The sequence below is a fragment of the Pseudoxanthomonas mexicana genome (assembly GCF_010093385.1).
GTDB lineage: Bacteria > Pseudomonadota > Gammaproteobacteria > Xanthomonadales > Xanthomonadaceae > Pseudoxanthomonas_A > Pseudoxanthomonas_A mexicana.
Window position 1 is genome coordinate 91221 of sequence record NZ_PDWV01000007.1, and the last position, 22983, is coordinate 114203.

Genomic DNA, 22983 nt, shown 5'->3' on the forward strand with positions numbered 1-22983 from the left:
GCCGGCCCGGGAACAATGGCCGGCAAGTATGCGTTCTTCAGCCCGCATTGCCCGTTCCTGTCAACCCGTTTCCCGCGCGGCCATCCGTTGCCACAATCCGGGTCCCACCCGATCCGTCGGGTTTTCCAGTACGGACGCAATGCAAGACCGCAATCCCCAGATCGCCCAGCACATCGCCGCCACCATCGCCGCCGAGATCGGCGCCCAGACCGCGCAGGCCAAGGCCGCCATCGCGCTGCTCGACGAAGGCGCCACCGTCCCCTTCATCGCTCGCTACCGCAAGGAAGTCACCGGCGGCCTGGACGACACCCAGCTGCGCACCCTCGAAACGCGCCTGACCTACCTGCGCGAACTGGAGGACCGCCGCGCCGCGGTGCTCGCCAGCATCGAGGAGCAGGGCAAGCTGACCGATGCACTGCGGGCCGAGATCGAAGCCGCCGACAGCAAGGCGCGCCTGGAAGACCTTTACCTGCCGTACAAGCCCAAGCGCCGCACGCGCGCCCAGATCGCGCGCGAAGCCGGCCTCGAACCGCTGGCCGACGGCCTGCTGGCCGATCCCACCCAGGTACCGGAAACCGCCGCCGCCGCGTACGTCGATGCCGAGAAGGGCGTGGCCGATGCCAAGGCCGCGCTCGATGGTGCACGCGCCATCCTGATGGAACGCTGGGGCGAGAACGCCGCGCTGGTCGGCGAACTGCGCGAGTGGATGACCGAGGTCGGCGTGATCCGCGCCAAGGTCGCCGAGGGCAAGGAGAACGAAGGCGCCAAGTACCGCGACTATTTCGACCACGCCGAACCGCTGGCGAAGATTCCCTCGCACCGCCTGCTCGCGCTGTTCCGCGCGCGCCGCGAAGAGATCCTGCAGCTCGACCTCGACCCGGGCATGGACGCCGAGGCCGGCCATCTTTCCGCCGAAGGCCGCGTCGCCAAGCATGCCGGCGTCTCAGCGCAGGGCCGCGCCGCCGACAAGTGGCTGCTGGATGCCTGCCGCCTGACCTGGCGCGCCAAGCTGCACATGCACCTGCTGCTGGACCTGTTCAACCAGGCCCGCGAGAAGGCCGAGGCCGAGGCCATCGCCGTGTTCGGCGACAACCTGAAGGACCTGCTGCTGGCCGCACCGGCCGGGCCGAAGGCCGTGCTGGGCCTGGACCCGGGCCTGCGCACGGGGGTGAAGGTCGCCGTGGTCGACCGCACCGGCAAGCTGGTCGACACCGCCACCATCTATCCGCACGAACCCAAGCGCCAGTGGGACCCGTCGCTGCACGTGCTGCGCGCGCTGTGCGCGAAACATGCCGTGGAGCTGATCGCCATCGGCAACGGCACCGCCAGCCGCGAGACCGACAAGCTGGCCGGCGATCTGATCAAGCTCGCCCCCGAGCTGAAGATGCAGAAGATCGTGGTCAGCGAAGCCGGCGCCTCGGTGTACTCGGCCTCGGAATTCGCGGCCAAGGAGTTTCCCGACCTCGACGTGAGCATCCGCGGCGCCGTCTCCATCGCCCGCCGCCTGCAGGATCCGCTGGCGGAGCTGGTGAAGATCGAACCCAAGGCCATTGGCGTGGGCCAGTACCAGCACGACGTGGACCAGTTCCGCCTGGCGCGCGCGCTGGATGCACGCGTGGAGGACTGCGTGAACGCCGTCGGCGTCGACGTGAATACCGCCTCGGCCGCGCTGCTGACGCGCGTGTCCGGCCTGTCGTCGACGGTGGCCGAGAACATCGTGCGTTTCCGCGACGAACACGGCGCGTTCCGCACGCGCAAGGCGCTGCTGGGCGTGCCGCGCCTGGGCGAGAAGACCTTCGAGCAGTGTGCCGGGTTCCTGCGCATCGCCGACGGCGACGAACCGCTGGATGCCTCCTCCGTGCATCCGGAAGCCTATCCGGTGGTCGAGCGCATCCTGGCCGGCAGCGGCCGGCAGGTGAAGCAGATCGTCGGCGACACCGCCTTCCTGCGCAGCGTGAAGGCCGAGCAGTACACCGACGAGAAGTTCGGCGTGCCGACCATCCGCGACATCCTGAAGGAACTGGAGAAGCCCGGCCGCGATCCGCGCCCCGAGTTCAAGGCCGCGCGCTTCGCCGACGGCGTGGAGGACATCAAGGACCTGCGCGAAGGCATGATCCTGGAGGGCGTGGTCAGCAACGTGGCCGCATTCGGCGCCTTCGTCGACATCGGCGTGCACCAGGACGGCCTGATCCACATCTCCGCGCTGTCCGACCGCTACGTGAAGGATCCGCGCGAGGTGGTGAAGGCCGGCGACATCGTCAAGGTGAAGGTGCTGGAAGTGGACGTGGCCCGCAAGCGCATCGCCCTCACGCGCCGCCTGGACGACGCGCCGGCGCCGCAGGCCCCGCGCGACGCGCGGGCGAACGATCCGCGTCCGCCGCGCGGCCCCGACCGCGGCACCCCGCGCGATCAGCGCCGTGGTCCTGCAGCGGCGAAGACCGGCGCGCCGCCGGCCGACAATGCGCTGGCGGCGGCGTTCGCCCGGGCGAAGGGCCAGGGCTGATCCGGCGCCGCGCTCAGGGGAACACGTGGGAGCGACGTGAGTCGCGATCGCACTGCAAGAGAAGCGCTCGCGCGCTGCTTCGGGAACGCCCGCCCTCGGCAGGGCGTTCGCGACTTGGGCCGCGCTCCCGCAGGGGCGCAGGGGATCAACGGCCGGGAGCTCCGGTCGCCGTCGCGTAGGGTGCCAGGTAGCGGCTCAGTCCGCCAGCGCGCAGCTGCGTGACGGCGGCATTCCAGTCGATGGACCTGTCGGCCTTGAGCGCGTCCAGCACGGCCACCACGGACAGCTCCCCTTCCGGCAGGCCGCTCGCGCCCGGCGCGCTGCGGCGCTGCTCGATGGCCTCGAACAGCACCGCATTGGCCTCGGCGTAGGTCAGCGGTGCGGTGCTGCCGCGCGCCGTGCGCCACGCCGGCGTCTCCAGGACGGCATTCACATGGGAGAGGATCAGCCAGGTCGCGCGGCCGATCAGTTTCAGGTTGCCCGGCTGCACGCTGGTCATCGTGTTGCCGACCACGCGCCCGCGCTTGGCCATCACGCCGGTGGAATGCGCGTTGAGCAGCATCTTCAGGGCGATCGTCTGGTTGAGTTCGAACGCATCACGCTGCGGCACCGTCACCGCGATCACCGGCACCGGCCGGGGCAGGGCGGCCACGTCGGCCAGCACGTCGCTGGCAAGGGGGCGCGCCGAGACGGACACGAGCACCGGCTCCGCACCGGCGGCAGCGAAGGCCTGCAGCCACCGGCGGTTGGCATCGGCGTGCGCTTCGTCGCCCAGCAGGATCAGCGCGCCGGTGTCGCCGGCCTGCGGGCCGCTGCGCTGCAGGTTGGCGTCGGAGAACGACAGGTCGTACAGCGCCTGCTGTTCGTCGCCAGCGTTGGACAGGCCACGCAGCGCCGCTTCGCGCAGGTAGGGGTCGTCGATGCCGTTCTCGAACGGCGGCAGGTACAGCGCCTTGTCCAGGCCGTGGAAAGGCCGGTGCAGCAGGGCCTGCCAGGCCTGTGCGCCATCGGCGGCCGGCGTCCATACCTGGATCCATGAGCGACGCTCGGCCGCGTCCACGGGGTCCAGAGGACTGAGGCGGAAGGTCGGCGCGCGCTCGGTCACGTCGACGAACACCGGCATCAGCGCCCGCGTGGCCAGATAGGTGGCGTGGCGGCCGGCGGCATAACTGGCGGCTTCGCGGTCGGTCCACGCGGCCAGTTTCTGCGCGGCCGCGGCGGTCGTGCGCTGGATCGCGGCGAAGCCGCGCAGGCGCTCGGCGATGCCGGCATCGTTGAAGCCCAACGCGGCCAGTTCATCGCCGGTCAGCACCTCGCGCAGCAGCGCACGCGTCGCGTCTTCCAGCACCACGCCCAGCACGTACAGGCTGGTGGTGGTGGCCTGCATGCGGGTGGAGCCGGTGATCGCCTGCGGCCCGGTGGGCAAGGGGATCTTGGTGATGCGCGCATCGTCCAGCACGCGGCGGCTGCGTTCGAACGGGCGCAGCACCTCATCGGGGTTGTTGTAGACGAACCACGTGCGGCGTGCGTCCGCGCCGGCCTGGTCGGCCGCGGCCAGCGCCGTGCCGATCACCGCGGAGGTCTCGCCGCCTTCGGTGACGGCGAACACCAGGTCCTGCGGCCGGATGCCGTTGTCCTGCAGTTGCAGGCGGCCGATCTCGGGAATGTCCTCGAAGCCTTCCAGCGAGGCGATCAGCGCGCGGTCGCCGCCGGTGATCTCGCCGCGCACGCGTTCCCCCAGGCCGGGGAAGCGCGCCTCGATCTTCGCCATCGCGGGGGATGCCGCGGTGCGCTGCCAGAACGGGCGCCACAGCCCGCTTTCGATCGTCTCGGCCAGGCGTCCGGTGGAGCCGGTGCCGTAGAAATACAGGCGGTGTCCGTCGCGCAGGGCGCGGGTGATCTCGCGGCTGGCGTGTTCCAGCGCTGCAAGCCGCGCGGGATCGTCGGCGACGCCCTGCAGCGCGGCCGAGATGTCCTCATCCACCGACAGCAGCGCGGCCAGCCCGTCGGCGGTGTCGGCGGCGATGCGCGTGCTCAGGTCGAAGCTGCGCGGATGACGCTGCTCGGTCAGCAGGCTGTGCAGCTGGAACTGCTGCTTGTTCGCCACGAAGTCCCGGGACTGCGCCGACGGCGTGACGCCCAGGCGGTTCGGTACGGGCTGCGCGCCGAGGGGCAGGGCGGCACCGGCGATGACAAGGAAGGACATGCTGCGCATGATGCGTTTCGCCATACGGGACATCGGGTTCCCCACTGACAACGGAAGAATGCGGCGTGTCCGGCAGCGTTTTCGCCTGCCCGACGCCGCACGCAGGCTGCTATCGTCATGACAACGATAGCAAACGGTCGTGACACTATGCCCCGGTTCCCCCGTCCGCTGCATGCTGCACTGCGCCCCCTGGGTCTGGGACTGCTGCTGTTGCTGGGTCTTGGCCTTGCGCCCTCCGGCGTGGCTGCCCCGGGCTGCGACTGCACGGGCGTGGCGCCGAAGCTGGGCATCGAGGTGCTGCTGGAGCAGCGTCTGGACCTGTTGCGCGGCAGGCGCGTGGGGCTGGTGACCAATGCCACCGGCCTGGACAGCGAGCTGCGCAGTGATGTCGACCGCTTCGCCGCGCATCCGGATTTCACCCTGGTCGCGCTGTTCGGTCCCGAACACGGCGTGCGCGGTGACGTGCAGGCCGGCGATCACGTCGCCTCCGCGCGCGATGCGGCCACCGGCCTGCCCGTGCACAGCCTGTACGGTGAACACCGCGAACCCACGCCCGCGATGCTCGATGGCATCGACGTGCTGGTGTTCGACATCCAGGACGTGGGCACGCGCTTCTACACCTATCCGTACACGCTGGCCGGGGTGATGCGCGCGGCGAAACGCGCCGGCATTCCCGTCGTGGTGGCCGACCGTCCCGATCCGCTGGGCGGCGTGCGGGTGGAAGGACCGGTGCTGGACCCGGCGCTGGCCTCGTTCGTCGGCCAGTTCCCCATTCCCATCCGCCACGGCATGACGCTGGGCGAACTGGCCACGCTGTTCAACACGGCGTTCGGCATCGGCGCCGACCTGCACGTGGTGACGATGCAGGGCTTGCGCCGCGGTGACGAGCCATTGCGCGGCGCGTTGCCGTGGGTGCCGCCGTCGCCGAACATGCCGACACCCGATACCGCGCTGGTCTATCCGGGTATGGGGCTGCTGGAAGGCACCAATGTGTCCGAGGGCCGCGGCACCACACGCCCGTTCGAGACCGTGGGTGCGCCGTGGGTGGATGCGCCGGCCCTGGCCGCGCGACTCAACGCGATGGGCCTGCCGGGCGTGCGCTTCCGGCCCACGTGGTTCACGCCGGCATTCTCCAAGCATGCCGGGCAGGCCTGCGCCGGCGTGCAGCTGCACGTGACCGACCGCGATGCGTTCCGCCCGGTGCGCACCGGCCTGGCCGTGCTGAAGGCCTTGCACGACCAGCACCCGGAGGACTTCGCCTTCCTGCCCGGTGAGCCGCCGTTCTTCGACCGGCTGGCGGGCGTGGGCGACCTGCGTGCTGCCATCGAACGCGGTGACACGCTGGAGGCCATCGAAGCGCGTTGGCAGCCGGGGCTTTCGGCGTTCGAGGCACTACGCCGGCAGCATCTGCTGTATCCCTGAGCTGGACCGGCGAAGGCGTGGGCGCGGCGTCTGTCGTGATGACGCGTTAAAGCTTCTCGCCCATTGCCCGCTCCTACAGACGTGCCGCGCGGTCGCGGTAACGCCTTATCGCGACTGACGTCGCTCCCACAGCTTCAAACAGGCGCCAGCATGGCCTGTTGTGGTCCGCATGGAACGGGTTGCGCGGTGGGATCGGGGCGCGACAGGCCTCGTGGGAGCGACGTCAGTCGCGACGGGTTGTCGGTGACGCCTTGTTGCGACTGACGTCGCTCCCACACCAACGCCAACGCCAACGCCAACGGTCGGAAATTCTTGCGTCAGGTCGCGGCAGGTTTCCGTTTGCGCGGTGCGCGCCTGGCGGGGCGCGGCGTATCGGTGGCCGTGATCAGCGGCGCCACCGCTTGCTGGAGCTGCTCCAGCGACGACAGCGTGTCGGCATAGGCGATGAAGTGCTGCAGGTAGCCCGGCGACGCGGCGCGCATCAGGTGCAGGGCGCGGTGCACCAGCATGCCGGAGTTGAGCGGGCCGGCGTCGGCAGGCACATCGTGCAGCGACGCGCGCAACTGGCTGTCGGTGCGCACCTGCGCCCAGACCTCTCGCGCCTCGGTGAGCGCGGACGGCGCCACCGGCGACGGACCGGGCGCGGGGGCATCGCCGTGGCGCGCCTGCAGTGCGGCGACCAGGCCCTGCAGTCCGCTGTCGCGTGCCGGGGCGGGCGCGGTGGGCGTGGGGCTGCGTGCCAGGCCTTCGGCATAGGCGCGCATCAGGCCAGCCAGTCGCGCTTCCAGCAGGCGGCGGGCTTCGCCCTCGTGCGTGCCGACCCGCGCGGCCAATGCCTGCAGGATGTCGAAGCGTGCCGGCGCCGCGCGGTCCAGGCCCTGCGCGCGCCACGCCTGCAACTGCGTCAGCGGCGGCAGCGCGTCACCGTCCATCGTCACCGCGGCGCTTGGCGGGGCGGGGAATGGGCGCGATCTCGACGCGCCGGTTGCGCGCGCGGCCTTCCTCGCTGGTGTTGGCGCTCACCGGCTGCTCGGCGCCGAACGCGGCGGCGAACACCGAAGAGGACGGCACGCCTTCGGCGATCAGGGTGCGGGTGACGGTGAGGGCGCGCTGCGCGGACAGGTCCCAGTTGTCGTCGAACTGGCGGTTGCTGCCGCTGACCTGGCGGTCGTCGGTGAAGCCGCTGACCATCAGGATTTCCTCGCGCGAGCGCAGGTAGCCCGCCAGCGGCGCGGCCAGGCTCTTCAGCAGGTCGCGACCCTCAGGCTGCAACTGGTCGGAGTTCAGCGCGAACAGCACGTTGCCGCGGATGCCGATGCGGCCGTCCACCAGCGTCACCCGGCCTTCGGCCAGCGGCGCGGCCAGCGCGTCCTCCAGTGCCTTGCGCTGCTGCGCTTCCTGTTCGCGCCGGCGGGTTTCCTCGTCCAGGCGCTGGGCCAGCTGCGCCTGCACGGCGATCACGCCGACCAGCACCAGCACGAACGCGCCCAGCAGCACCGACATCAGGTCGCCGAAGCTGGCCCAGACGGGGGCGCCCAGGTCGGCATCGTCTCCGGTCTCCACGCTCATGCGGCGTCGGCCCCGGCCAGGCGCTGCAGGTCGACGGTGATCTGGCGCTGTGCGGAGAGGCTGAGGTCGACGACTTCGCGCGCCTGCGCCACGTAGTAGGCCAATTGTTCGTCGCTGCGCACCAGCGAGCGCTCCAGCGCGCCTTCGATAGCCTGCAGGCGTTCCAGCAGCGCGTCGTTGGTCTGGCCGAAGCGTTCCACCACGCTGCCCAGCGCATCGCCCAGGCCGGCGACCTCGGTGGCGCCGGCGGCGACCTGCGCGGCCACGTGTTCCAGCTTGCCGGTCTCGGCCTGCACGTGGTCGGTGAAGCGGGTGCCCACGCGCTCCAGCAGATCGGAGGACGTCGCCACCAGCGCATCGATGGCGGTCCGCTGTTCGGTGGAGGCGTGGTTCACCGCATCCAGCAGCGTCTGCAGCGTGCCCATCATCTGGGTGCGTTCTTCCAGCAGGGCGGTGTCGCGCACCATGCTGTCGGACAGCTTCTGGCGCAGTTCGGCCACCACGTCGGCCGCGGCGCGCGGTGCTTCCGAGGCGACCTGCACCAGCTGCGAGATCTCGGCGATGGTCTGCTGCGCATGCGTCTGCGCCTGCGCGGTGATGTCGTTCGCGCTGCGGGCCAGGGCGTCGCAGATGTCCTGCTGCAGGCGCGCGGCGTCGGCGGCAGTGCGCTCCCAGTCGCCCCGCAGCGTGGCGCTCATCGTGGCCAACTGCTCGGCCCAGGCGGCCAGGCGGGCATCGTCCTGTTCGGCCAGCGTGCGCTGCAGCGAGGCATGCGAGGCGTCGACCGCGTCGACCAGGGCGGTGGCCTGCGTGCGGAAATCGGCGCCGGCCGCGGACAGGGCGTCCGCGTGGCGCGTGGCGATGCCGTCGGCGGTGCTGGCCTGCTGGCGGAGCGCCTGCGTCCAGCCCTCCGCCAGCGTGGTCGCGGTGTGTTCGAGCTGGCCGGCCGCCGCATCGAGCCAGGCCTGCGAGCGCTGGTCGAACTGGGTCGCCTGGCGCTGGGCGTGGTCTTCCAGGCGCGCGACCAGCGCGTCGTGGGCGTCCTGCTGGCGGGCGAGGGCGGCCTGCCATGCCGCGGCCGCCGCCGTGGTTGCGGTGCCGAAGCCGGCCGTCAATGCCTCCAACTGCTGCTGCACGGCGGTGCCGACGGTCTGCTGCAGGGCGCCGGCCTCGCGCGCCACGCCTGCCAGCGTGGCCTCCACCACGGGTTGCAGCGCCGCGCCGACCGCGTGTGCGCTGCTGTCCACGCCGGCCTGCATCGTGGCGACCAGCGTGGAGGCGAGCTCGGCCTGGGCCGCTTCGGTGCGGGCGTGGAAGCTTTCCTGACGCGCGGCTTGTTGCGCGGCGGCGTCGGTGGTCTGGCGTTCGATGCCGGCGACCATGGCCTGCAGGCGTTCCACCAGTTCCGGCATCAGCGCGGCCTGCTGCTGCAGCAGGCGGAAGGATTCCTCACGCTGGAACGACTGCGAATGCACGTGCAGCGAGGTGGCGATCGCATCGTCCAGCCGCTGCGCGACCAGCACGCGCTCGCGCCGGCTGAGGGCGGACAACAGGCCGAGGATGGCCGACGCGGCCACGCCCGCGATCGAGGTGCCGAAAGCGAAGCCCAGCCCCTTGACCGGCGCGGCCAGCGAGCCGCGGATCGCGTCGATGTCGGTGGCGCCTTCCAGCGCCAGGCCGGTGCCGCGCAGGGTCACCATCATGCCCAGCAGCGTGCCCAGCATGCCCAGCAGCACCAGCAGGCCGACCAGGTACGACGTGAGCGAAGGGGCGGGCAGGGCGACGCGTTCGCCTTCCACGCGCAGGCGCACGGCTTGGCGCAGGCTGGGATGCAGCGGTGCCAGCCAGGCCTGCAAGCCGTTGCCCGCGGGCGCGGTGTCGTCCAGCGCGTAGGCGAGCGATGCGGTGGCCTGGCGATAGCGCTGCAGTTCCACGGCACCGGCCACGTAGCACGCGCCGATCACCAGGGTGACCACCACGCCCAGCGCGTGCGTGCCGACGTAGCCGACGCCGATCCAGCCGACGATGGCCAGGCCGGCGAGGAAGAGGGCGGTGGAGAAGGGCTGTTTCATCAAAGGCATCCAGGCATCACGGGGTACGAAGCGCGGCGAGCAGCGCGTCGATGGGGTGGAAACGCAGGTCGAGTTCGGCCAGCAGGGCGTCCTGCAGGTCGCGGCGAAACAACGCCCGCCAGGCGCTGTCGGGGCTGCCGTCCGCGGCGGTGCGCAGGCGTTCGAAGTGCAGGCCGAGCAGGGTGGGGCTGTGGGCCAGCAGGGTCTGTTCGCGCGGGCTGAGGGTCATTTCCATCACGGCGTCGACCTCGGCCAGGCGGGCCAGGTCGCCGCCGCGCTGAGCCAGGGCATCGCGCAGGCGTCCGCGCAGGGGGCCGGTGCCGGTGAGCATGGCGCGCTGGCGTTCCAGGCAGTAGCGGCGGAAGGGCGCGAAGTCGTCGCCGTCCGCGTCGGCGGGGGCGCCACGCTGGATCGCGTCCGTCAGCGAGGTGCGGACCCGGGCGACGGCTTGGGCATGCGCGTCGATACCCGGCGCGGCGCCAGCCGCAGGCGCAACGGCGCCATCGAGCGCACGCGACAGCGAGACCGCACGGTTCCAGTCGATCCATTGGCCCAGCCGCTCGGACAGCACCAGGCCGGCATCGGGCAGGTCGGCCCCGCCCAGGCGGGCGAGGAGACGGACGAAGGCGGGGGCCGCCGTGGGCGTCCGGTACTGCACAGTGGTCACACAGAGGCTCAAAAGAGCGGGGATTTTACAGGAAGGGCTGCGGGATGACCCGTCTCACGAAACCGACGAACGGAAAGGCCAGAGGCTTTCGGGCTCGGCGTTTTTGCTGAACGTTAGGGTGGGTAGTATCGAAATTCGGTCCCGAGAGGTCCTGTTTGCGCGGAATCTACTCAGCAAGCGGCGGAGGCGTGCTCCCTGTAGTTGTGCGAACGGGTGGAGGGCTGAAAGTGTCGTCCTCTGGAATAGGCATGCCGAACGCTCGCGCCTCAGCACCGTTCTCATCGCGGACTGCCCGGATGGCCTTCTGAAGCACGGGGTCAGCAACCGCATGGGAGTAGGTGTCCATCGCGCCCAGCAACACGAAGTCCGCGATGATCGAAAAGGTGGCGATCGCGCGCTCGTCAAACGTGCTAGTCCAGTCGCCCGGCGAATGACGCCGGTTGATTTGCGGCATGTCCCCATGCGTGAACTTGTGGAATGGGCCCTGAGATTTACCGATCACTTCGATGTTCGCCCCTATGACTGGGAGCCTGGAGCAGCGAGCGAACATCTTGCCGGCGCCCGGAAGGAACGTCTTGCCGTCTTCGAGTCGAATGGCGTGGGCCTCATCCTTGAGGTGCAGGATGTAGAGGGCTGACAGAGCTCCCTCCATGACTAACCGCATCATTGCCGCGGCGGACCCATAATGCTTGTCGGTCAGCAGGAGAAGCTGACTGCGGTGCAACTCGGCAACATAGTCAGTGGCCTTGATTGTCAGCCTATCCCGGGCGTCAGAGAACGACTCTAAGGGCCTCTTTCCCAGTATGCGGACACAGACCTGGTTTAGTTGTGCGGATCGGGAAAAGCGTGCATCCAGCAGTGACATGCCTGATTCCTTGTGCGGGCGGCGTCGAAATCATGGGAAAGGTAAACCCTCACGTTCCCAATGTGGTGGCAATAGTGTGCATTCTCCAGCCACTCTGACCCGGTGGCATAACGACCCGAGAGTATTAATGATGCAGAAAGATCTCTATCGCTGAATGTATAGATGGCCACTCACTCAGCTGTCTTTCCTACCCAGGCCCGGATTGCGAGAACCAATCCCCCGACCTTGTCATCGTGGATATGAGCGCGAACCCATAAATGGGGGCATTACGGACGCTAGCTAAGGGGGAAATCTCCGTCCGTCGGCCGAAAGTGAGCAGCTGCACCTACAAAGGCATACTGAGCATGGCGACACTTGGGAGGGATTCTCATGCGGATACTCGTGATCATGCTTGCTTTGACCGGGCTAGCGGCTTGCAGCACCACACAGATCTATGACAACCGGCCGGTTGGCGTGGCGACGACGGCGCCAGCCAACGGCGTGGTCCAAGTTCTCTACAGCTATCCGACAAGACCATACGAGGTCATAGGTGTGGTTTCCGCCAAGCGCTACAAGCCAGGCTGGACCGATCCGACCGTCGGCGATGCCATCCCCCAGCTGCGCGAGGCCGGTATGAAGCTCGGTGCTGACGCGGTGGTGGTGCGCAGTAGTCGCTCGAACAACGACCGCCACACTGTTGTCGAAGCTGAAGCTGTGAAGTACCTCGACCAGCCATCTAGTCAGCAGGCTCAGCCACAGCAGCAGAGCCAGATGCAGTACCGTCCGCCGCAAACACGCTGATTCCTGTAGCGCAATGCCGACGGACCCCGTCCGTGTTCGATCAACCAAACGAAAAAGCCGGACCCTTTCGGGCCCGGCCTTTTCGCTGAATGGTGGGGTGGGCTCCCCTGAAAAATGCCCCGAAACGTCGAAACTGCGCAAACTCTGGCGTATCGAGGTTGCGGGTTACCGTCAGAACTACCGCCACGCGCCTGTCGCTAGGAGCCGCCCGGAACACGGAATGCGAGAGCTCGGCGCGGTCCGACGATCATGCGGCGACCGCCACCTGGTGCTCGTAGTACGGGTGCTGCTTGTCGTCGAAGATGGCGTAGAGCGCGTCGAGGTTGCCCGGATCCGGATTGAGCCAGGCTTCGACGTGCTCGGGCTTGATGTTGATGATCGTGCGGTCGTGGCCAGCGGCTGCGACCTCGGGCTCCGGCTCGTCGGTGATGGCGGCGAAGCAGGGCAGGTCCGGCTCGATGCCAGCGGGGTCGGTCCAGTTGGCCCACAGGCAGGCCACCAGCATTGGTTCGCCCGTCTTGGGGCGGAACTTGATGCGCTGGCTGCCGCCGCCAGGCTTGTCGACGTTCTCCCAGAACTCCTCGATCACCATGAGGCCGTGCGTGTAGCCGAACTGCCGGCGCCAGTAGCGCTCGAGGTTGTCCCGGCGGGCGTTGTACGTGCCACTCATCTCGCCCGTCCGGGTGAAGTCGCTCGACGCCGGCGTGCCGGGTTGCCGCAGCTGGTAGCGCATCGGCCGCACCACGTAGCCGTCGCCGTCGCCGTCACGAACGATGACCGGCACCCACCACTGCGGGAAGAACTGCCAGTCGCGCCCCTTCAGCTCCGTCCGACGGAGGTCGGTGATCCAGCCCTTGAGCTGCTCGCTCTTGTTGGTGGCGATGCGGACGTGTTCGCTGGCTGCCTTCGTGACCTTCGTCTGCAGCTTTCGCTCGTTGTCCGCCTTGCGCTTGGCCTGCTTGAACATCTCGGCCTGCCAGGCGGCCTCGTCTTCCGCGAACCTCGCATCCATCGCCGCGCGCGCGTCCGGCGGCAGGAGCGGGCCAATCGTGTCGATCACACCCTTGGGGATCTTCTTCCGCTCCAGCCCGTTCTCGCGCAGCCAGAGCCGGGCGAACGCGGCCAGGTCCATGACCGGTCCCTGGTGGCGGACGAACTTGTTGTAGTCGGCCTTGATCTGGGCGGAGTAGCACACGTCAGCCGATCTCCCGGGTGTGGGCCAGGTAGCCGCGGCGCGCCAGTTCGTCGACGACGGCCCGCTCAATCTCCTCGGCGTCGTGGTCCGCGATCCCCTCGAACAGGGCTGCGTCTGCCTCCTGGAGGGCCTCGACTGCGGCAAGGAATCTCTGCCACTCGGGTCCGCCCAGGCGCTCTTGTGCGATCGACTTGATGTCCATGGGGCGACTATACCCGTGCCCCCGTCTCAGCCCCTGTGACGTACGGCTGTGCACCCTATCGAAATGCACACCATCCCGCCCGGCTTTGAGTTTCGCCCATACGTTGGGGGGCCAGGCCTTTACCTTGACGGGCGGCTGATCGCCCATGCGTCCGCAGCGACCGGCGAGCCCGGGGCACGGTGGCGCCTGTGCATTTCGCCGAGCGGGATGCCGCGATACGAGTTCCTCAGGGACGAGAACGCCTGCCGTCGCTACATGGCGGCCTGGGCGAGAAAGTGGGAACGGCGGATCCGGAAGGCGATGGTCGACGTTGGCACTGGCCACCCTTACGGCCAGGTGCGGCCGCCGACTGAACCGAGTCGACATCCTCGCGGCAGGAGCCGACGAAGCTCGCGCCTCTGAGCGGCAAGACCAAAGCCCCAAGGCATACTGACGTTCGCGCTACGCTTGCGGCGTCCTGGGGAGCAGCGAGGGGAACATGGAAGAGGGCGACATCCTTAGGCAGCGCCGCAACCTGGTGGCGATGAGCTGCCTGCTGATCATCTTCGACCTGGCCAAGGTCGAGGTCGCGAAGGTGGGCGTTCTGGGCACCGACCTGATCATCGGAGATGTTCGTGTGCTGGCGATCAGCATGTGGGTGGTGTGGGCCTACTTCCTCCTCCGCTACTACCAGTTCTGGCGAGCGGACTCTCCACATCTGTCGCGGGCCATCTTCGACCTGGTTGAAACTTACGGACGCCGCCACGCAATCAACATTGGCATGGCAAAGGACGATCTATCGGGGTCCGTCTCACTGGTGCGGAAGGGCTGGCTAGGAGGGTGGCGATTTGAGGAAACGCAGTACGTGCGAAACGCTCCCGTCGTGACCGATCAGCGTGATGTTTCTTGGCCTGTCGTACTGTCATGGAGGCTGAAGTCGTGGTGGCACGTGGTGGTGCACACACCGCACTTCACCGAGCACGCGCTGCCGTTGGTGCTTGCAGCTGCCACTCCCGTGGTTGCGGTGTTGACCAAGATCTGTGCTCAGCCTTAGCGTCTCGCGTCCCACCTCTCTACTTTACGTGGGATTTTTTTCAGTCCCACTCATGAGTGGGATTTGACCCTCAACATGGACCGCAAAAAGTCGCCATAGGGACAAGATGCTCAGGATCCGAAACATTGGGAACGCGCACGCCGTGGACTGGTTTCGCGTACTCGCTGACCTGACCAGGCACGGCGTCTCCGACCTCGCAGTGTCGAAGGCGATCGATGTGCCGCCACGCACGATCGGCGGGTGGAAGAACGAGGGGGCGCAGCCGCGGCATTCGGACGGCGAGGCGCTGATCGATTTGTGGGCAAAGGTTACAGGTTGCGATCGAGCAGCATGCCCGAGGCCAGCATCCTACGGTCGCGCTCCAGGCTACAGGCAGGGATAGGCCGCAAGCATCGCGGTTGCCAGAGCTGTGGCCGCAAAGACAGGTCGATCCGCATCGGACTCGTCATACCATCGCACGTACGCCCGGGCGACTTCAGGTGTCGTTGCGCGACCGCTGCAACTCGGGGTAACAGACTTCGACAGTGTTGCCTGCAGCTCTGAGCCTTCCGTGAATCCGCGCACATACGCAAGGCAAGCCAGATGCTGCGGTGGTAGCTTGCCCCCGTCGCTGATCCCCTCGCACAGATCCCTCAATGTTTTGGATGTGAATCCGGCCGCCACCTCCGAGCTTCCATCCTTGCGGGCACCGGATTGCACGTCGGAGCTGTCCCTTGTCGAGGCGCAATAGCGACCAGACGTCAGCACATCCACCTTGTCCAGCGGCCGAAAGTAGGTCTCCGTCCAACCTTGGTGCAAGCCCATGACGGTCTCGTTCATGAAGAAGCCGGCGAAGTAGCACATGCCGTTCGCGAATTGGACGTTCCCGCGCAGGTTCATGGAGATCCCGCCCCCATCCTCTCCGTAGGAATGGCCGAAGGAATAGAGGTGATCGGGCTTCGCACCGGCGCAACCGGCGTCAGCGCTGTCCAACAGGAACTCCATGTAGACGACGTCGCCATCCTCGGCGACTGGCTTGGTGAGCAGCGCGGCTCCGTTGAACCTAGGCGTCCACTCAGTGACGCGCACTCGGTGGTCATCGGCCTTGCAAACCTGCAACTGCTTCGGGATCTCGGCCAAGGCTGCGGGGCTGGCGATCGCGAGAGCTAGTGCGAGTAGGGCTTTCCGGTGCATGGGTGGTCCTCCTGACGCGACGAGTGTAGGGCCTGCGAACGCTGCGCCGATTCAATTCCGTTCTGTCACCGCGGCCTCGAAATCCGGCGCGCGCTCCGGCCCGAAAGTCTCGCCGGAGTCCATCAAGGGGCTGCCGCCCGGGGCCCACCAGTATTCCGTGCCGAACTCGTTGCGCGCCCGGTTCTCCATGCGGCGCAGGTAGCCTGGGCTGGCCGCCTCCTGCAGGTCATGGATAAGCAGGTGGTCGACCGCCGCCCGGGTGTACCAGAGGTTGATCGCGGCAGACAGGCCGGGCGTGTTTCCCTTGGCGAACCGGACCAGTTCCGCGCCGAAGTCGGTCTCTTCTCCCTTGGCGGCCTGCAGCGCGTTGCCCCAGGTGAGCGCGACCGTTTCCTCGGCCAGGCCCGCAACCGGGCCCAGGAGCGTGGCGAAGGCGCCGCGGCCGTGTTCGGTTTCGTCCGCGAACAAGAAGTCGCCGTAGATCGAGAGGGCACCACCCTTGAGCAGGGCGCCCATCCAAGTCTTCCACTCGCGCACGTTGCGCGGATCCTTGCCGTCGCGCAGCTGGGCGGCCTGCATCGCCACCATGCCGAGCAGGGTCGTGGACGTGGTCAGCGCCAGCATCGCCGACAGGCGACGGTTCGGCGTGGGTTCGCTCAGCGCGCGTGCCCAGTGCTTGGGGATCATGGCGATAGGGAAGGACTTGAAGAGGAACCCCGAGCGCGTCAGCTCACCCTTCCATGTGCCGCGCTGCAGGCCGCTCATCATGAGCGCACGCTCCCGGGCGCCGGGTTCGATGACGGCCATGTTCGTTTCCTCGAGCACGGCGCCGAGCAGCTTGGTCACCGCCTCCTCGCGCAGCGCTGCCGGGTCGCCCAGATCGGACAGCTTCTCGTCCGGGATGCGATAGATCGCGTCGGGCGTGAGCACGGTGTCGTTCCCGCCGGTCCAGTCCTCCAGCTCCGCACGCTTCCACACCGCGAAGTCGGTCTCGGTGATGCCCTTGGACAGCAGGATCCGGTGATCGCCCGGGTCCAGGTCCGCCAGGCGTGCGTGCTGGCTGGTGATCGAGCCGATGCCGTCCATCATCGTGACGCCCCACGCGCGGCGCCTCGCATCGGTGAGGTAGTTCAGGCCCGACGCGCGCAGCGTGGCGCCTGCCATCTTGGATGAGAACCCAGCCCCGAGCCCGTCGTTGCCGAACCGGTTGAGGGAACTGACCAGCGTGTTCAACGCCAGGCCCGCTCGCTGCGCGAGACGGCGCTCCTGCGCATTGGCCGGATTCATGGCGGCCAGCTCGTTCCGCCAGAGCTGCAGCTGGGGCAGGTTGTTCACGGAGGCCATCCGCATCATCGTGCCCTCGTCCGTAATCGACGTGAGCACGGCCGAGCCCAGCCTCGTGGACACCAGGTTGTTCCGAATCGCGTCGAAGGCGCGCGCCAGACGCTCGGAGGCTACCGGCAGCGTCCGTCCGGTAACGTGGTCGAACAGCGCCTCAACCTTCTGTGCCTGCTTGAGGTACGCGCCGCTGCGCGCCGGCTCGGCATCCACGAGTCGGCCGACAGCCTGATCCTGCAGCAGGCGGAAGGCGTGCGCGGGGTTCGGGCCGAACGTCTCCACCGCGGCGATGTCGCGCGCGATGCCGGCGATGTGCCCGGTGAGCGTCTCGTAAGGCGTGTGCTCGCCGAAGTTGCTCTGGTAGTCCAGATAGTCCTTCGCGGACCGGAAGTGAACCTGGCGGCTCTCGCTGCCACGGTTGGCCATCATCCCGTTCCCGCGGAACGCGCCGGGTCCAGCTTGTTCACACCGCCGGTGGCGATCGTCAGCCAGATCCCGCGGAACAGCTCGGTGACCTCGTTGTCGTCCATCATCGCGCCGTCAGGCCGCAGGTAGCGCGAGCGGTCGACGGCCGGCAGGATGCTGCCGACCCAGTAGTCGCGGGCGAACTCTTTCGGCGGTGGCCGATCCAGCGCGATCGCCTTCGCGCGCTCGACGGGCGTCAGGGTTTTCAGCCATTCCTCACGGCCTGCACGTGCGACGCGCACCTGCGAGTGGTGGTGCGGCATGCCCCAGTCATCGAGCTGGCCGACGTCGCCGCCGGCCCGGTTGTAGCGCTGACGCAGGGCCTCGGCGATCTGCTTGAACTGCTCGGCGCCCTTGGCGGCCACCGGATTGCCGCTGGCCTCGCCGTGTAGCTCCATCACCAGATCGCGCACGCCCTCGGGGTTTTCAAACAGACCCCAGAAGCGCGGGTTCGTCGCCTCCAGGGTGTCGACCATCTGGCGCAGCGCGTCGTCGCGGATGGCGCTGGCGCGGGATTCCACGGACTGGATGGATCCTTGCGCGTCGGCATGGAACGCCACGATCCGGGAGAGCGCGTCCAGAGGGGAGCCGGGAAAGTCGGCGATGGTCTGCTGCAGCTCACCGATCCGAGTGATCTGCAAGGCTTGGCGCTGGAGCTTCTTCTGCGCCTCGGCCGCGATTTCTCGCGCAGCAGCTGCAGCCCCTTCCTCAATCCGTTGCTCCTGGGTCTTGGCCAGCCAGCCCGTGCGGTCAGCGCGTGCCAGCTGCTGCATGGCGCGGCTGAGCCGCTGTTCGATCGCGGTGACTTCTGCCGCGGTGGCCTCGCGGCCGTAGACGGCGTTGACCGCCTGGATGCATTGTGGCTTCATGCGCCGCTCCTCAGGAAACAGTTGGCTGCCGCGTGTACGGCGTCGATCTCGATGCGGGCGCTGGCTGCCTCGGCCTCGGCTTCGGCCAGCGCATCCGCCACGCGCATCGTGATGGGGCGACCATCGGCGTCGACGGCCCCGGTGGGGATCAGCAGGGCGGGCTTCTGCACGGCAAGCTCGCGGGCTGCTTCGCTGGTCGACGCTGGCGCACGCGGAGCTGCATTGCCTTCCGGAAGCGTCACGCCCGACTGCCTGGCGAGTTCCAGCACAGCCCGTGCGGCATCGTCGCGGCCCAACACCCTGCTGGTCAGGTCCGCCGCGCGGGCGCTGTCGACACGCGACAGGACCGCGTCGTCGATCTCGATCCTGAAACCGTCGGCCTCGCGACGTGCACGAACGCCGGGGATCAGCTCGGCAACGTCGCTGCGCGCTGGTACTGCGCTGCCATCTTGGCGTTCGCCCGGTTGGGCGCTGGGGAGCTCCGCACGGCGCGTCGAGTCGCTGTCGAGTCGGACAGGGCGCTGTGCCGCTGCGGCCGACTGTTGGAGCTTTTCGGCCAGCCGGATCAGGTCCGCATCGCGATCGATCTTGTCCAGTCGCTGGCGGAGCTGAGCCGCTTGGTTCTCGTAGCCGACTGCTGCACGGTGCGCCTCGATGCCCTGGCGGATTTCCGCCCGGCGTGCACTCAGCGTCTGCATCTGTTCCGGGCTCAGCCGGTCGCGCGGGTCGGCCGGGATGATGCCCTCGCGCTGGCGCCGCTCGAACGTACGCAGGGTGTCGACGATCTGCGCATCCTCGCGGCGTAGGGCGGTCAGGTCGGCGTCGGATAGCCGATTGCTCGCCGAGAGCTCGTCGAGGTTGCTGAGCCGAGTGTCGATCACCGTTGCGGCTTCGCCTGCGGCCCAGGTCGGGCGCGGCGCGATGGCGTCTAGCGAATCCTCGCGAGCCACCCGCGAACTTTCGCGAGGCGTCGGAGCGTCCAGGTCGACGCCGGCCTTCCGTGCGCGCGCATCCCAGTTCGCGATGGTCTGGGCCTTCGTCTTGCCGCGCAGGTAGGGGTTCGCCTCCAGCTGGGCTCGCGTGACGATCAGCTCCATCGGCGTATCGGCTGCGGCACGCGCGAATGCCTTGGCCTTGTTGATCCCGAAATGGTGGGCCGCGTAGAGGGTGTGACGGTCGACGGGCAGGGCGGCGGCTTCCAGGGCTGCCGCATGCTGGCGATCCAGCGCCGCCACCATCTCGCCGGACTTCGCCTGATCGCCGCGCGCGGCCAGCAACTCGGCATCGGACAAGCCCTGCGCCCACGCAGGCTTGGCTGCCGCGACGACCTTGCGCCACGTGGCCGGCGTGAACTGGTCGATGCCGAATGCCTGCGAGAGCAGCCGTCCGGTCTTCGGATCGACTGGTCGAGCATCGGCGCGTCCGCCGGATTCCAGCGCTCGGCGAAATTCCGCGTATGCCTGGCCGCCGGGGGAAGTCGAGGAGGCTGGCGAGTTCGTTGCGCTCTGCGGCCCGCCGGCAATGTCGGCGCGCAGGTCGAAGTCTCCCGGCCGGAGCAACTGGGCAACCGTGATCGGCTGGCCAGCGCTGAGCTGGTCAAGCGCCGTACGGAATGCGGTCTCATGTCGAACATCGGCGCCGGCGGCGACCGGCTGCCCCGGCAGGGGGGCGCGACGGATGTGATCGGCGCTGTTGGCGACCAGCACGGCATCGCGCTGCTCTGGCGTCAGCCGCGGCGCGTCCGCGTGGGCCTTCGCCCCGAATGCTGCGCCCATGAGGAAGTCCAGGCCCCGCGCGTAAGGGTCGGCTGCGTCGTAGCCCTCGGCTTCCTGGGCGTACCCGCGCTGCTCCAGAATCGTGGACGAGGTGGCGTCCGCGCCTGCGCCGAGGGCGACGTTCGAGCCCGCGCCGGTGGCCAGGCGTTGCGTGAGCGTGTTGCCCCAGGCCGCCGGCACTTTCATTCCGACCGCATTGACCGCGAAGTTCACGCCGCCCACTGCGACTGCGGTCTTGGTGTCGACCCCTTGCCGCGTGAGGTCGACTGCGGGCGAAATGGCGGCGTTCGTCAGGAACAGGCCGGGTAGACCTGCCATCGTCGGGATCGAGCCGACGACCTCGTTCACGGTACTCAAGACCTTGGCCGTGTTGCCCATGGCGTTTACGTCCGGCGTCCAGTGGTCGACCGCCCGCTGGCCCAGCGCCTCGTAGACGTTCTCGAAATACCAGTCCTGGGAGTCGGTGCGCCGCTCCGGAATCGGCACATCGCGCTCGCCTTGCCGTCGACGCAGGTCTGCGAATCCTGCCGCCGCGTCGTTCATGTACGCGTCCCTCGCGCCAGCGAAAGGGGCGCCAACGAACAGCGCCAAGCGTCCCCCTTGGGCGGAGGGCAGGGCCAGGGACTTCAACGACTCGCCCACGCCGGCCAGCCCCCGCGGGGCGGCGTAGTCGAAGGGCCCCAGCTCCATTTCGTCGAACTGCTCGCTCGCCGCCTGCAGCGCGGCCGCGTCGGGATCGTATGGCTGCAGCGGCTTCACGGCTTGGCCCCCACGCGGATCACCAGCGGCTGCGGCGGGTCGGTGTTGTCGTAGAGCGGCTCGAACCCGCGCACGAGCGCGTAGGACCCGGGCGCACCACGAACGTTCACGAGCGAGACGTCGCCGGGGTCTTTGCGGCCGGCGGCCTTCAGCCTGGCTTGGATGTACAGGTCCGCGCGCTGGCGGAAGGTCTCGGCCGGCATGCCCCATGGCGGAATTACGCCACGGCCTTCGATGTCCACGCGCTCGCCGATCCCGGCCTTGATCGCGGTGTTCATGCGCTCGGTGTTGAGCCTGCCGTTCGCGTCGCCTTCGTCCGCCGTCTTGGCCGCGTAGTAAGCATTCACGGCGTCGACGGCGCGGCGGTATTCCTCGGGACGTCCTGCGAATGCAGTGCCCAGCTGCTTGGCGATGTGCTGTTGAACCTCCTGCGGCGGCGGCATGGCCACGGGCTTGGCCTTGCCGTCGTCCTTGCCCGGGTTGAGCAGGGTCTCGCCGCGCAGGATGGTCAATGCGACGTCGCCGTACTGGCCGTTGGGGGACGTTGCCGTTATGCCGCCGGGCGGTGAACCTGCGGGCCGCTGCAGAGCATAGATCCGGCCCGCTTCGGCGCGCAGGGGCGCATCCGGCGCGATCTGGCGCATGGCTTCTTCGTAGGCCTTCGGATCGTCCAGTAGGTCGCGCTCCGTGCCGAAGACCTGGGCCGCCTGCTGGGGCGGCGCCTTGGCGAGCATGCCGGCCAGCGCGGAGGCCTCCTGCGGCAGGAAGGGAGACATGCCGGCCTCGGCGCCGTAGCGCGCACGCTGCGCGCGCAGCAGCGTCTGGCGCTCTTCGATCTGTTCGCGGAGCCCGGCAGCGTTGCCTGACGCCAAGAGCCCGAGGTTCAGTGGCGGCACGGCCTGACCCGTGGTTGCGCCGTGGAACTCCAGCGGTGATTCGCGCAGCGCCTTCAGGCGCGTTTCGATCGCGCGCTCCAGTCGCTCGGCGCGGAGCTGGTCGCTGACGGTCGCGCCCTGTGTCTGCTGCTGGGCCTTCAGCTTCTGGAGGTACGACCGTTGCTCGACCGGCGGCAGCTTCATCACCTGCTGCAGCTCGACCTCACCGCGCTGGATCAGCTGGAACTCACCCTCGAGCGACGTTCCGGCGACGGCGCTGGCCCAGCCGATCATGACGTCCGCCGGCGCCGGCACGCCGGTGGCCACCTGCTTTTCGTACTGCTCGATCACCCGACTGGCGGCCGCCTCGCGCTTGTTGGACTCGACGGCGCTGCGAGCGTCGAGTCGTTCGCGGCCTACCAGGACCCGGTTGAGCAGCATGTTCCGTTGCGTGGCGTCCAGCCGAGTGGCGTAGTAGCCATCGTCCTTGGTCAGGTCGTCGGCCAACGCATCCAGCGCCGCACTGTCATCGCGCGCCAGCATCTCGCGCCGGGAGGCGTGCTGTACCCACCAGCGGTCGGCATAGGACTGGCGCTTGTTCTCGAACTCGCTCGGGTCCAGCCCAGCCTCGCGCCACTGCTCGGACATGGCTCCGGCGAGCGTCGTCAGCCGATCGATGTCGGCATCGGGCAGGCCTGCCAGCTTGTCCATTCGGTCGAACGCGCCGATCACCTCAGTCTTGCGGAGCTGACGCTCTGCCGTGCGCGCGGCGGTCTGGACCTGGAGAATGCCCTTCCGCTGTGCCTGCTGGAACGCGCCGTCGAATTGCACGGCGCCGATCTCGCCCAGGCCTCGCACGTTGGGCCGTTCGATCTGGCCGATCTCCTGCGTGGCGGTGAACTCCGAGTCCCCGGGCTGCAGGTCGCCGGTGAGCAGCCGCTGCCGGATGTCGTCGACCTTGGTGGAGACCTGCAGCTCGTAGTCGAGCAGCGCATTGCTGGCCTTCGCGCGTGCGAGCCCTTCCTCCTGCTCGCGCTGCTGCTGGCCAACCCTGGCAATGTCGTTGGCCACCTGTCCGAGCGAACCGGCAAGGTTGTCGAGCGCGCGGCCGCTGCCGCCGTCGCCGAACTGGACGGAAGAGCGCTCGGGGCGGGGTACTACGGTGGCTTGGGCGAAATCACCCATCGAGATTCGGGGCATGGATCAGGTCCTACG

17 protein-coding genes are annotated in these 22983 nt (G+C 68.5%); 4 read left to right on the forward strand and 13 right to left on the reverse strand.

The features are described from left to right. Positions 1–139 precede the first annotated feature (139 nt). Positions 140–2503: a Tex family protein gene (locus tag CSC76_RS04600; protein WP_162108862.1), complete on the forward strand. Its 2364-nt coding sequence runs from the start codon at positions 140–142 to the stop codon at positions 2501–2503. A gap of 145 nt (positions 2504–2648) precedes the next feature. Here CSC76_RS04600 and CSC76_RS04605 read toward each other — a convergent pair whose 3' ends face one another. After that, positions 2649–4718: a hypothetical protein gene (locus CSC76_RS04605; protein WP_162108863.1), complete on the reverse strand. Its 2070-nt coding sequence runs from the start codon at positions 4716–4718 to the stop codon at positions 2649–2651. Between the two features lie 138 nt (positions 4719–4856). Between CSC76_RS04605 and CSC76_RS04610 the strand changes: the two genes are divergently transcribed. Beyond that, positions 4857–6131: an exo-beta-N-acetylmuramidase NamZ family protein gene (locus CSC76_RS04610; RefSeq protein ID WP_162108864.1), complete on the forward strand. Its 1275-nt coding sequence runs from the start codon at positions 4857–4859 to the stop codon at positions 6129–6131. Between the two features lie 317 nt (positions 6132–6448). On the opposite strand, the gene CSC76_RS04615 is transcribed toward CSC76_RS04610, so the two are convergent. The 5 genes from CSC76_RS04615 to CSC76_RS04635 form a co-directional block, all read right to left on the reverse strand. Further along, positions 6449–7063, reverse strand: a complete 615-nt coding sequence (locus CSC76_RS04615; protein ID WP_162108865.1) for a DUF2894 domain-containing protein — start codon at positions 7061–7063, stop codon at positions 6449–6451. Continuing rightward, positions 7053–7700, reverse strand: a complete 648-nt coding sequence (locus tag CSC76_RS04620; RefSeq protein ID WP_162108866.1) for an OmpA family protein — start codon at positions 7698–7700, stop codon at positions 7053–7055. Before CSC76_RS04620 ends, CSC76_RS04615 begins: the two co-directional genes overlap by 11 nt. After that, positions 7697–9772 (reverse strand): DUF802 domain-containing protein, encoded by a 2076-nt coding sequence (locus CSC76_RS04625; protein WP_162108867.1) that lies wholly within the window; start codon positions 9770–9772, stop codon positions 7697–7699. The genes CSC76_RS04620 and CSC76_RS04625 overlap by 4 nt, the downstream gene beginning before the upstream one ends. Positions 9773–9788: 16 nt before the next feature. Next, positions 9789–10439 carry a DUF3348 family protein gene (locus CSC76_RS04630; RefSeq protein WP_162108868.1) on the reverse strand — a complete coding sequence of 217 codons (651 nt, stop codon included), beginning with the start codon at positions 10437–10439 and terminating at the stop codon, positions 9789–9791. A 166-nt stretch (positions 10440–10605) separates the two neighbouring features. Then, a complete protein-coding gene (locus CSC76_RS04635) occupies positions 10606–11304 on the reverse strand; it encodes a hypothetical protein (protein ID WP_162108869.1) in 699 nt (232 codons plus the stop codon). 387 nt (positions 11305–11691) lie between these two features. On the opposite strand from CSC76_RS04635, the gene CSC76_RS04640 reads away from it, so the two are divergent. Further along, positions 11692–12084, forward strand: a complete 393-nt coding sequence (locus CSC76_RS04640) for a hypothetical protein (protein ID WP_162108870.1) — start codon at positions 11692–11694, stop codon at positions 12082–12084. Between the two features lie 247 nt (positions 12085–12331). Here CSC76_RS04640 and CSC76_RS04645 read toward each other — a convergent pair whose 3' ends face one another. Both CSC76_RS04645 and CSC76_RS04650 read right to left on the reverse strand, forming a co-directional pair. Beyond that, positions 12332–13279 carry an SOS response-associated peptidase family protein gene (locus CSC76_RS04645; RefSeq protein ID WP_162108871.1) on the reverse strand — a complete coding sequence of 316 codons (948 nt, stop codon included), beginning with the start codon at positions 13277–13279 and terminating at the stop codon, positions 12332–12334. 1 nt (position 13280) lies between these two features. Then, on the reverse strand, positions 13281–13481 hold the full coding sequence (locus CSC76_RS04650) for a hypothetical protein (protein WP_162108872.1): 201 nt from the start codon (positions 13479–13481) through the stop codon (positions 13281–13283). Between the two features lie 478 nt (positions 13482–13959). Here CSC76_RS04650 and CSC76_RS04655 point away from each other — a divergent pair, with 478 nt between their 5' ends. Then, positions 13960–14514, forward strand: coding sequence for a hypothetical protein (locus tag CSC76_RS04655; RefSeq protein WP_162108873.1), 555 nt, complete (start codon positions 13960–13962; stop codon positions 14512–14514). 366 nt (positions 14515–14880) lie between these two features. On the opposite strand, the gene CSC76_RS04660 is transcribed toward CSC76_RS04655, so the two are convergent. The 5 genes from CSC76_RS04660 to CSC76_RS04680 are packed head-to-tail and all read right to left on the reverse strand — an operon-like array spanning position 14881 to position 22968. Continuing rightward, positions 14881–15687 (reverse strand): Rap1a/Tai family immunity protein, encoded by an 807-nt coding sequence (locus CSC76_RS04660; RefSeq protein WP_162108874.1) that lies wholly within the window; start codon positions 15685–15687, stop codon positions 14881–14883. Between the two features lie 51 nt (positions 15688–15738). Continuing rightward, on the reverse strand, positions 15739–17451 hold the full coding sequence (locus CSC76_RS04665) for a hypothetical protein (RefSeq protein ID WP_162108875.1): 1713 nt from the start codon (positions 17449–17451) through the stop codon (positions 15739–15741). Continuing rightward, positions 17451–18359, reverse strand: coding sequence for a hypothetical protein (locus tag CSC76_RS04670; RefSeq protein ID WP_162108876.1), 909 nt, complete (start codon positions 18357–18359; stop codon positions 17451–17453). The genes CSC76_RS04665 and CSC76_RS04670 overlap by 1 nt, the downstream gene beginning before the upstream one ends. Further along, positions 18356–20893 (reverse strand): hypothetical protein, encoded by a 2538-nt coding sequence (locus tag CSC76_RS04675; protein WP_162108877.1) that lies wholly within the window; start codon positions 20891–20893, stop codon positions 18356–18358. The genes CSC76_RS04670 and CSC76_RS04675 overlap by 4 nt, the downstream gene beginning before the upstream one ends. Beyond that, positions 20890–22968, reverse strand: a complete 2079-nt coding sequence (locus tag CSC76_RS04680; RefSeq protein WP_162108878.1) for a hypothetical protein — start codon at positions 22966–22968, stop codon at positions 20890–20892. Before CSC76_RS04680 ends, CSC76_RS04675 begins: the two co-directional genes overlap by 4 nt. Positions 22969–22983 lie beyond the last annotated feature (15 nt).

What these genes read in the sequence shown, in the direction of transcription:
- CSC76_RS04665 (WP_162108875.1), bottom strand. Translation starts at nt 17,451, where the DNA reads ATGGCCAACCGTGGCAGCGAGAGCCGCCAGGTTCACTTCCGGTCCGCG.
- CSC76_RS04610 (WP_162108864.1), top strand. Translation starts at nt 4,857, where the DNA reads ATGCCCCGGTTCCCCCGTCCGCTGCATGCTGCACTGCGCCCCCTGGGT.
- CSC76_RS04670 (WP_162108876.1), bottom strand. Translation starts at nt 18,359, where the DNA reads ATGAAGCCACAATGCATCCAGGCGGTCAACGCCGTCTACGGCCGCGAG.
- CSC76_RS04640 (WP_162108870.1), top strand. Translation starts at nt 11,692, where the DNA reads ATGCTTGCTTTGACCGGGCTAGCGGCTTGCAGCACCACACAGATCTAT.
- CSC76_RS04615 (WP_162108865.1), bottom strand. Translation starts at nt 7,063, where the DNA reads ATGGACGGTGACGCGCTGCCGCCGCTGACGCAGTTGCAGGCGTGGCGC.
- CSC76_RS04620 (WP_162108866.1), bottom strand. Translation starts at nt 7,700, where the DNA reads ATGAGCGTGGAGACCGGAGACGATGCCGACCTGGGCGCCCCCGTCTGG.
- CSC76_RS04600 (WP_162108862.1), top strand. Translation starts at nt 140, where the DNA reads ATGCAAGACCGCAATCCCCAGATCGCCCAGCACATCGCCGCCACCATC.
- CSC76_RS04680 (WP_162108878.1), bottom strand. Translation starts at nt 22,968, where the DNA reads ATGCCCCGAATCTCGATGGGTGATTTCGCCCAAGCCACCGTAGTACCC.
- CSC76_RS04625 (WP_162108867.1), bottom strand. Translation starts at nt 9,772, where the DNA reads ATGAAACAGCCCTTCTCCACCGCCCTCTTCCTCGCCGGCCTGGCCATC.
- CSC76_RS04660 (WP_162108874.1), bottom strand. Translation starts at nt 15,687, where the DNA reads ATGCACCGGAAAGCCCTACTCGCACTAGCTCTCGCGATCGCCAGCCCC.
- CSC76_RS04650 (WP_162108872.1), bottom strand. Translation starts at nt 13,481, where the DNA reads ATGGACATCAAGTCGATCGCACAAGAGCGCCTGGGCGGACCCGAGTGG.
- CSC76_RS04655 (WP_162108873.1), top strand. Translation starts at nt 13,960, where the DNA reads ATGGAAGAGGGCGACATCCTTAGGCAGCGCCGCAACCTGGTGGCGATG.
- CSC76_RS04605 (WP_162108863.1), bottom strand. Translation starts at nt 4,718, where the DNA reads ATGCGCAGCATGTCCTTCCTTGTCATCGCCGGTGCCGCCCTGCCCCTC.
- CSC76_RS04635 (WP_162108869.1), bottom strand. Translation starts at nt 11,304, where the DNA reads ATGTCACTGCTGGATGCACGCTTTTCCCGATCCGCACAACTAAACCAG.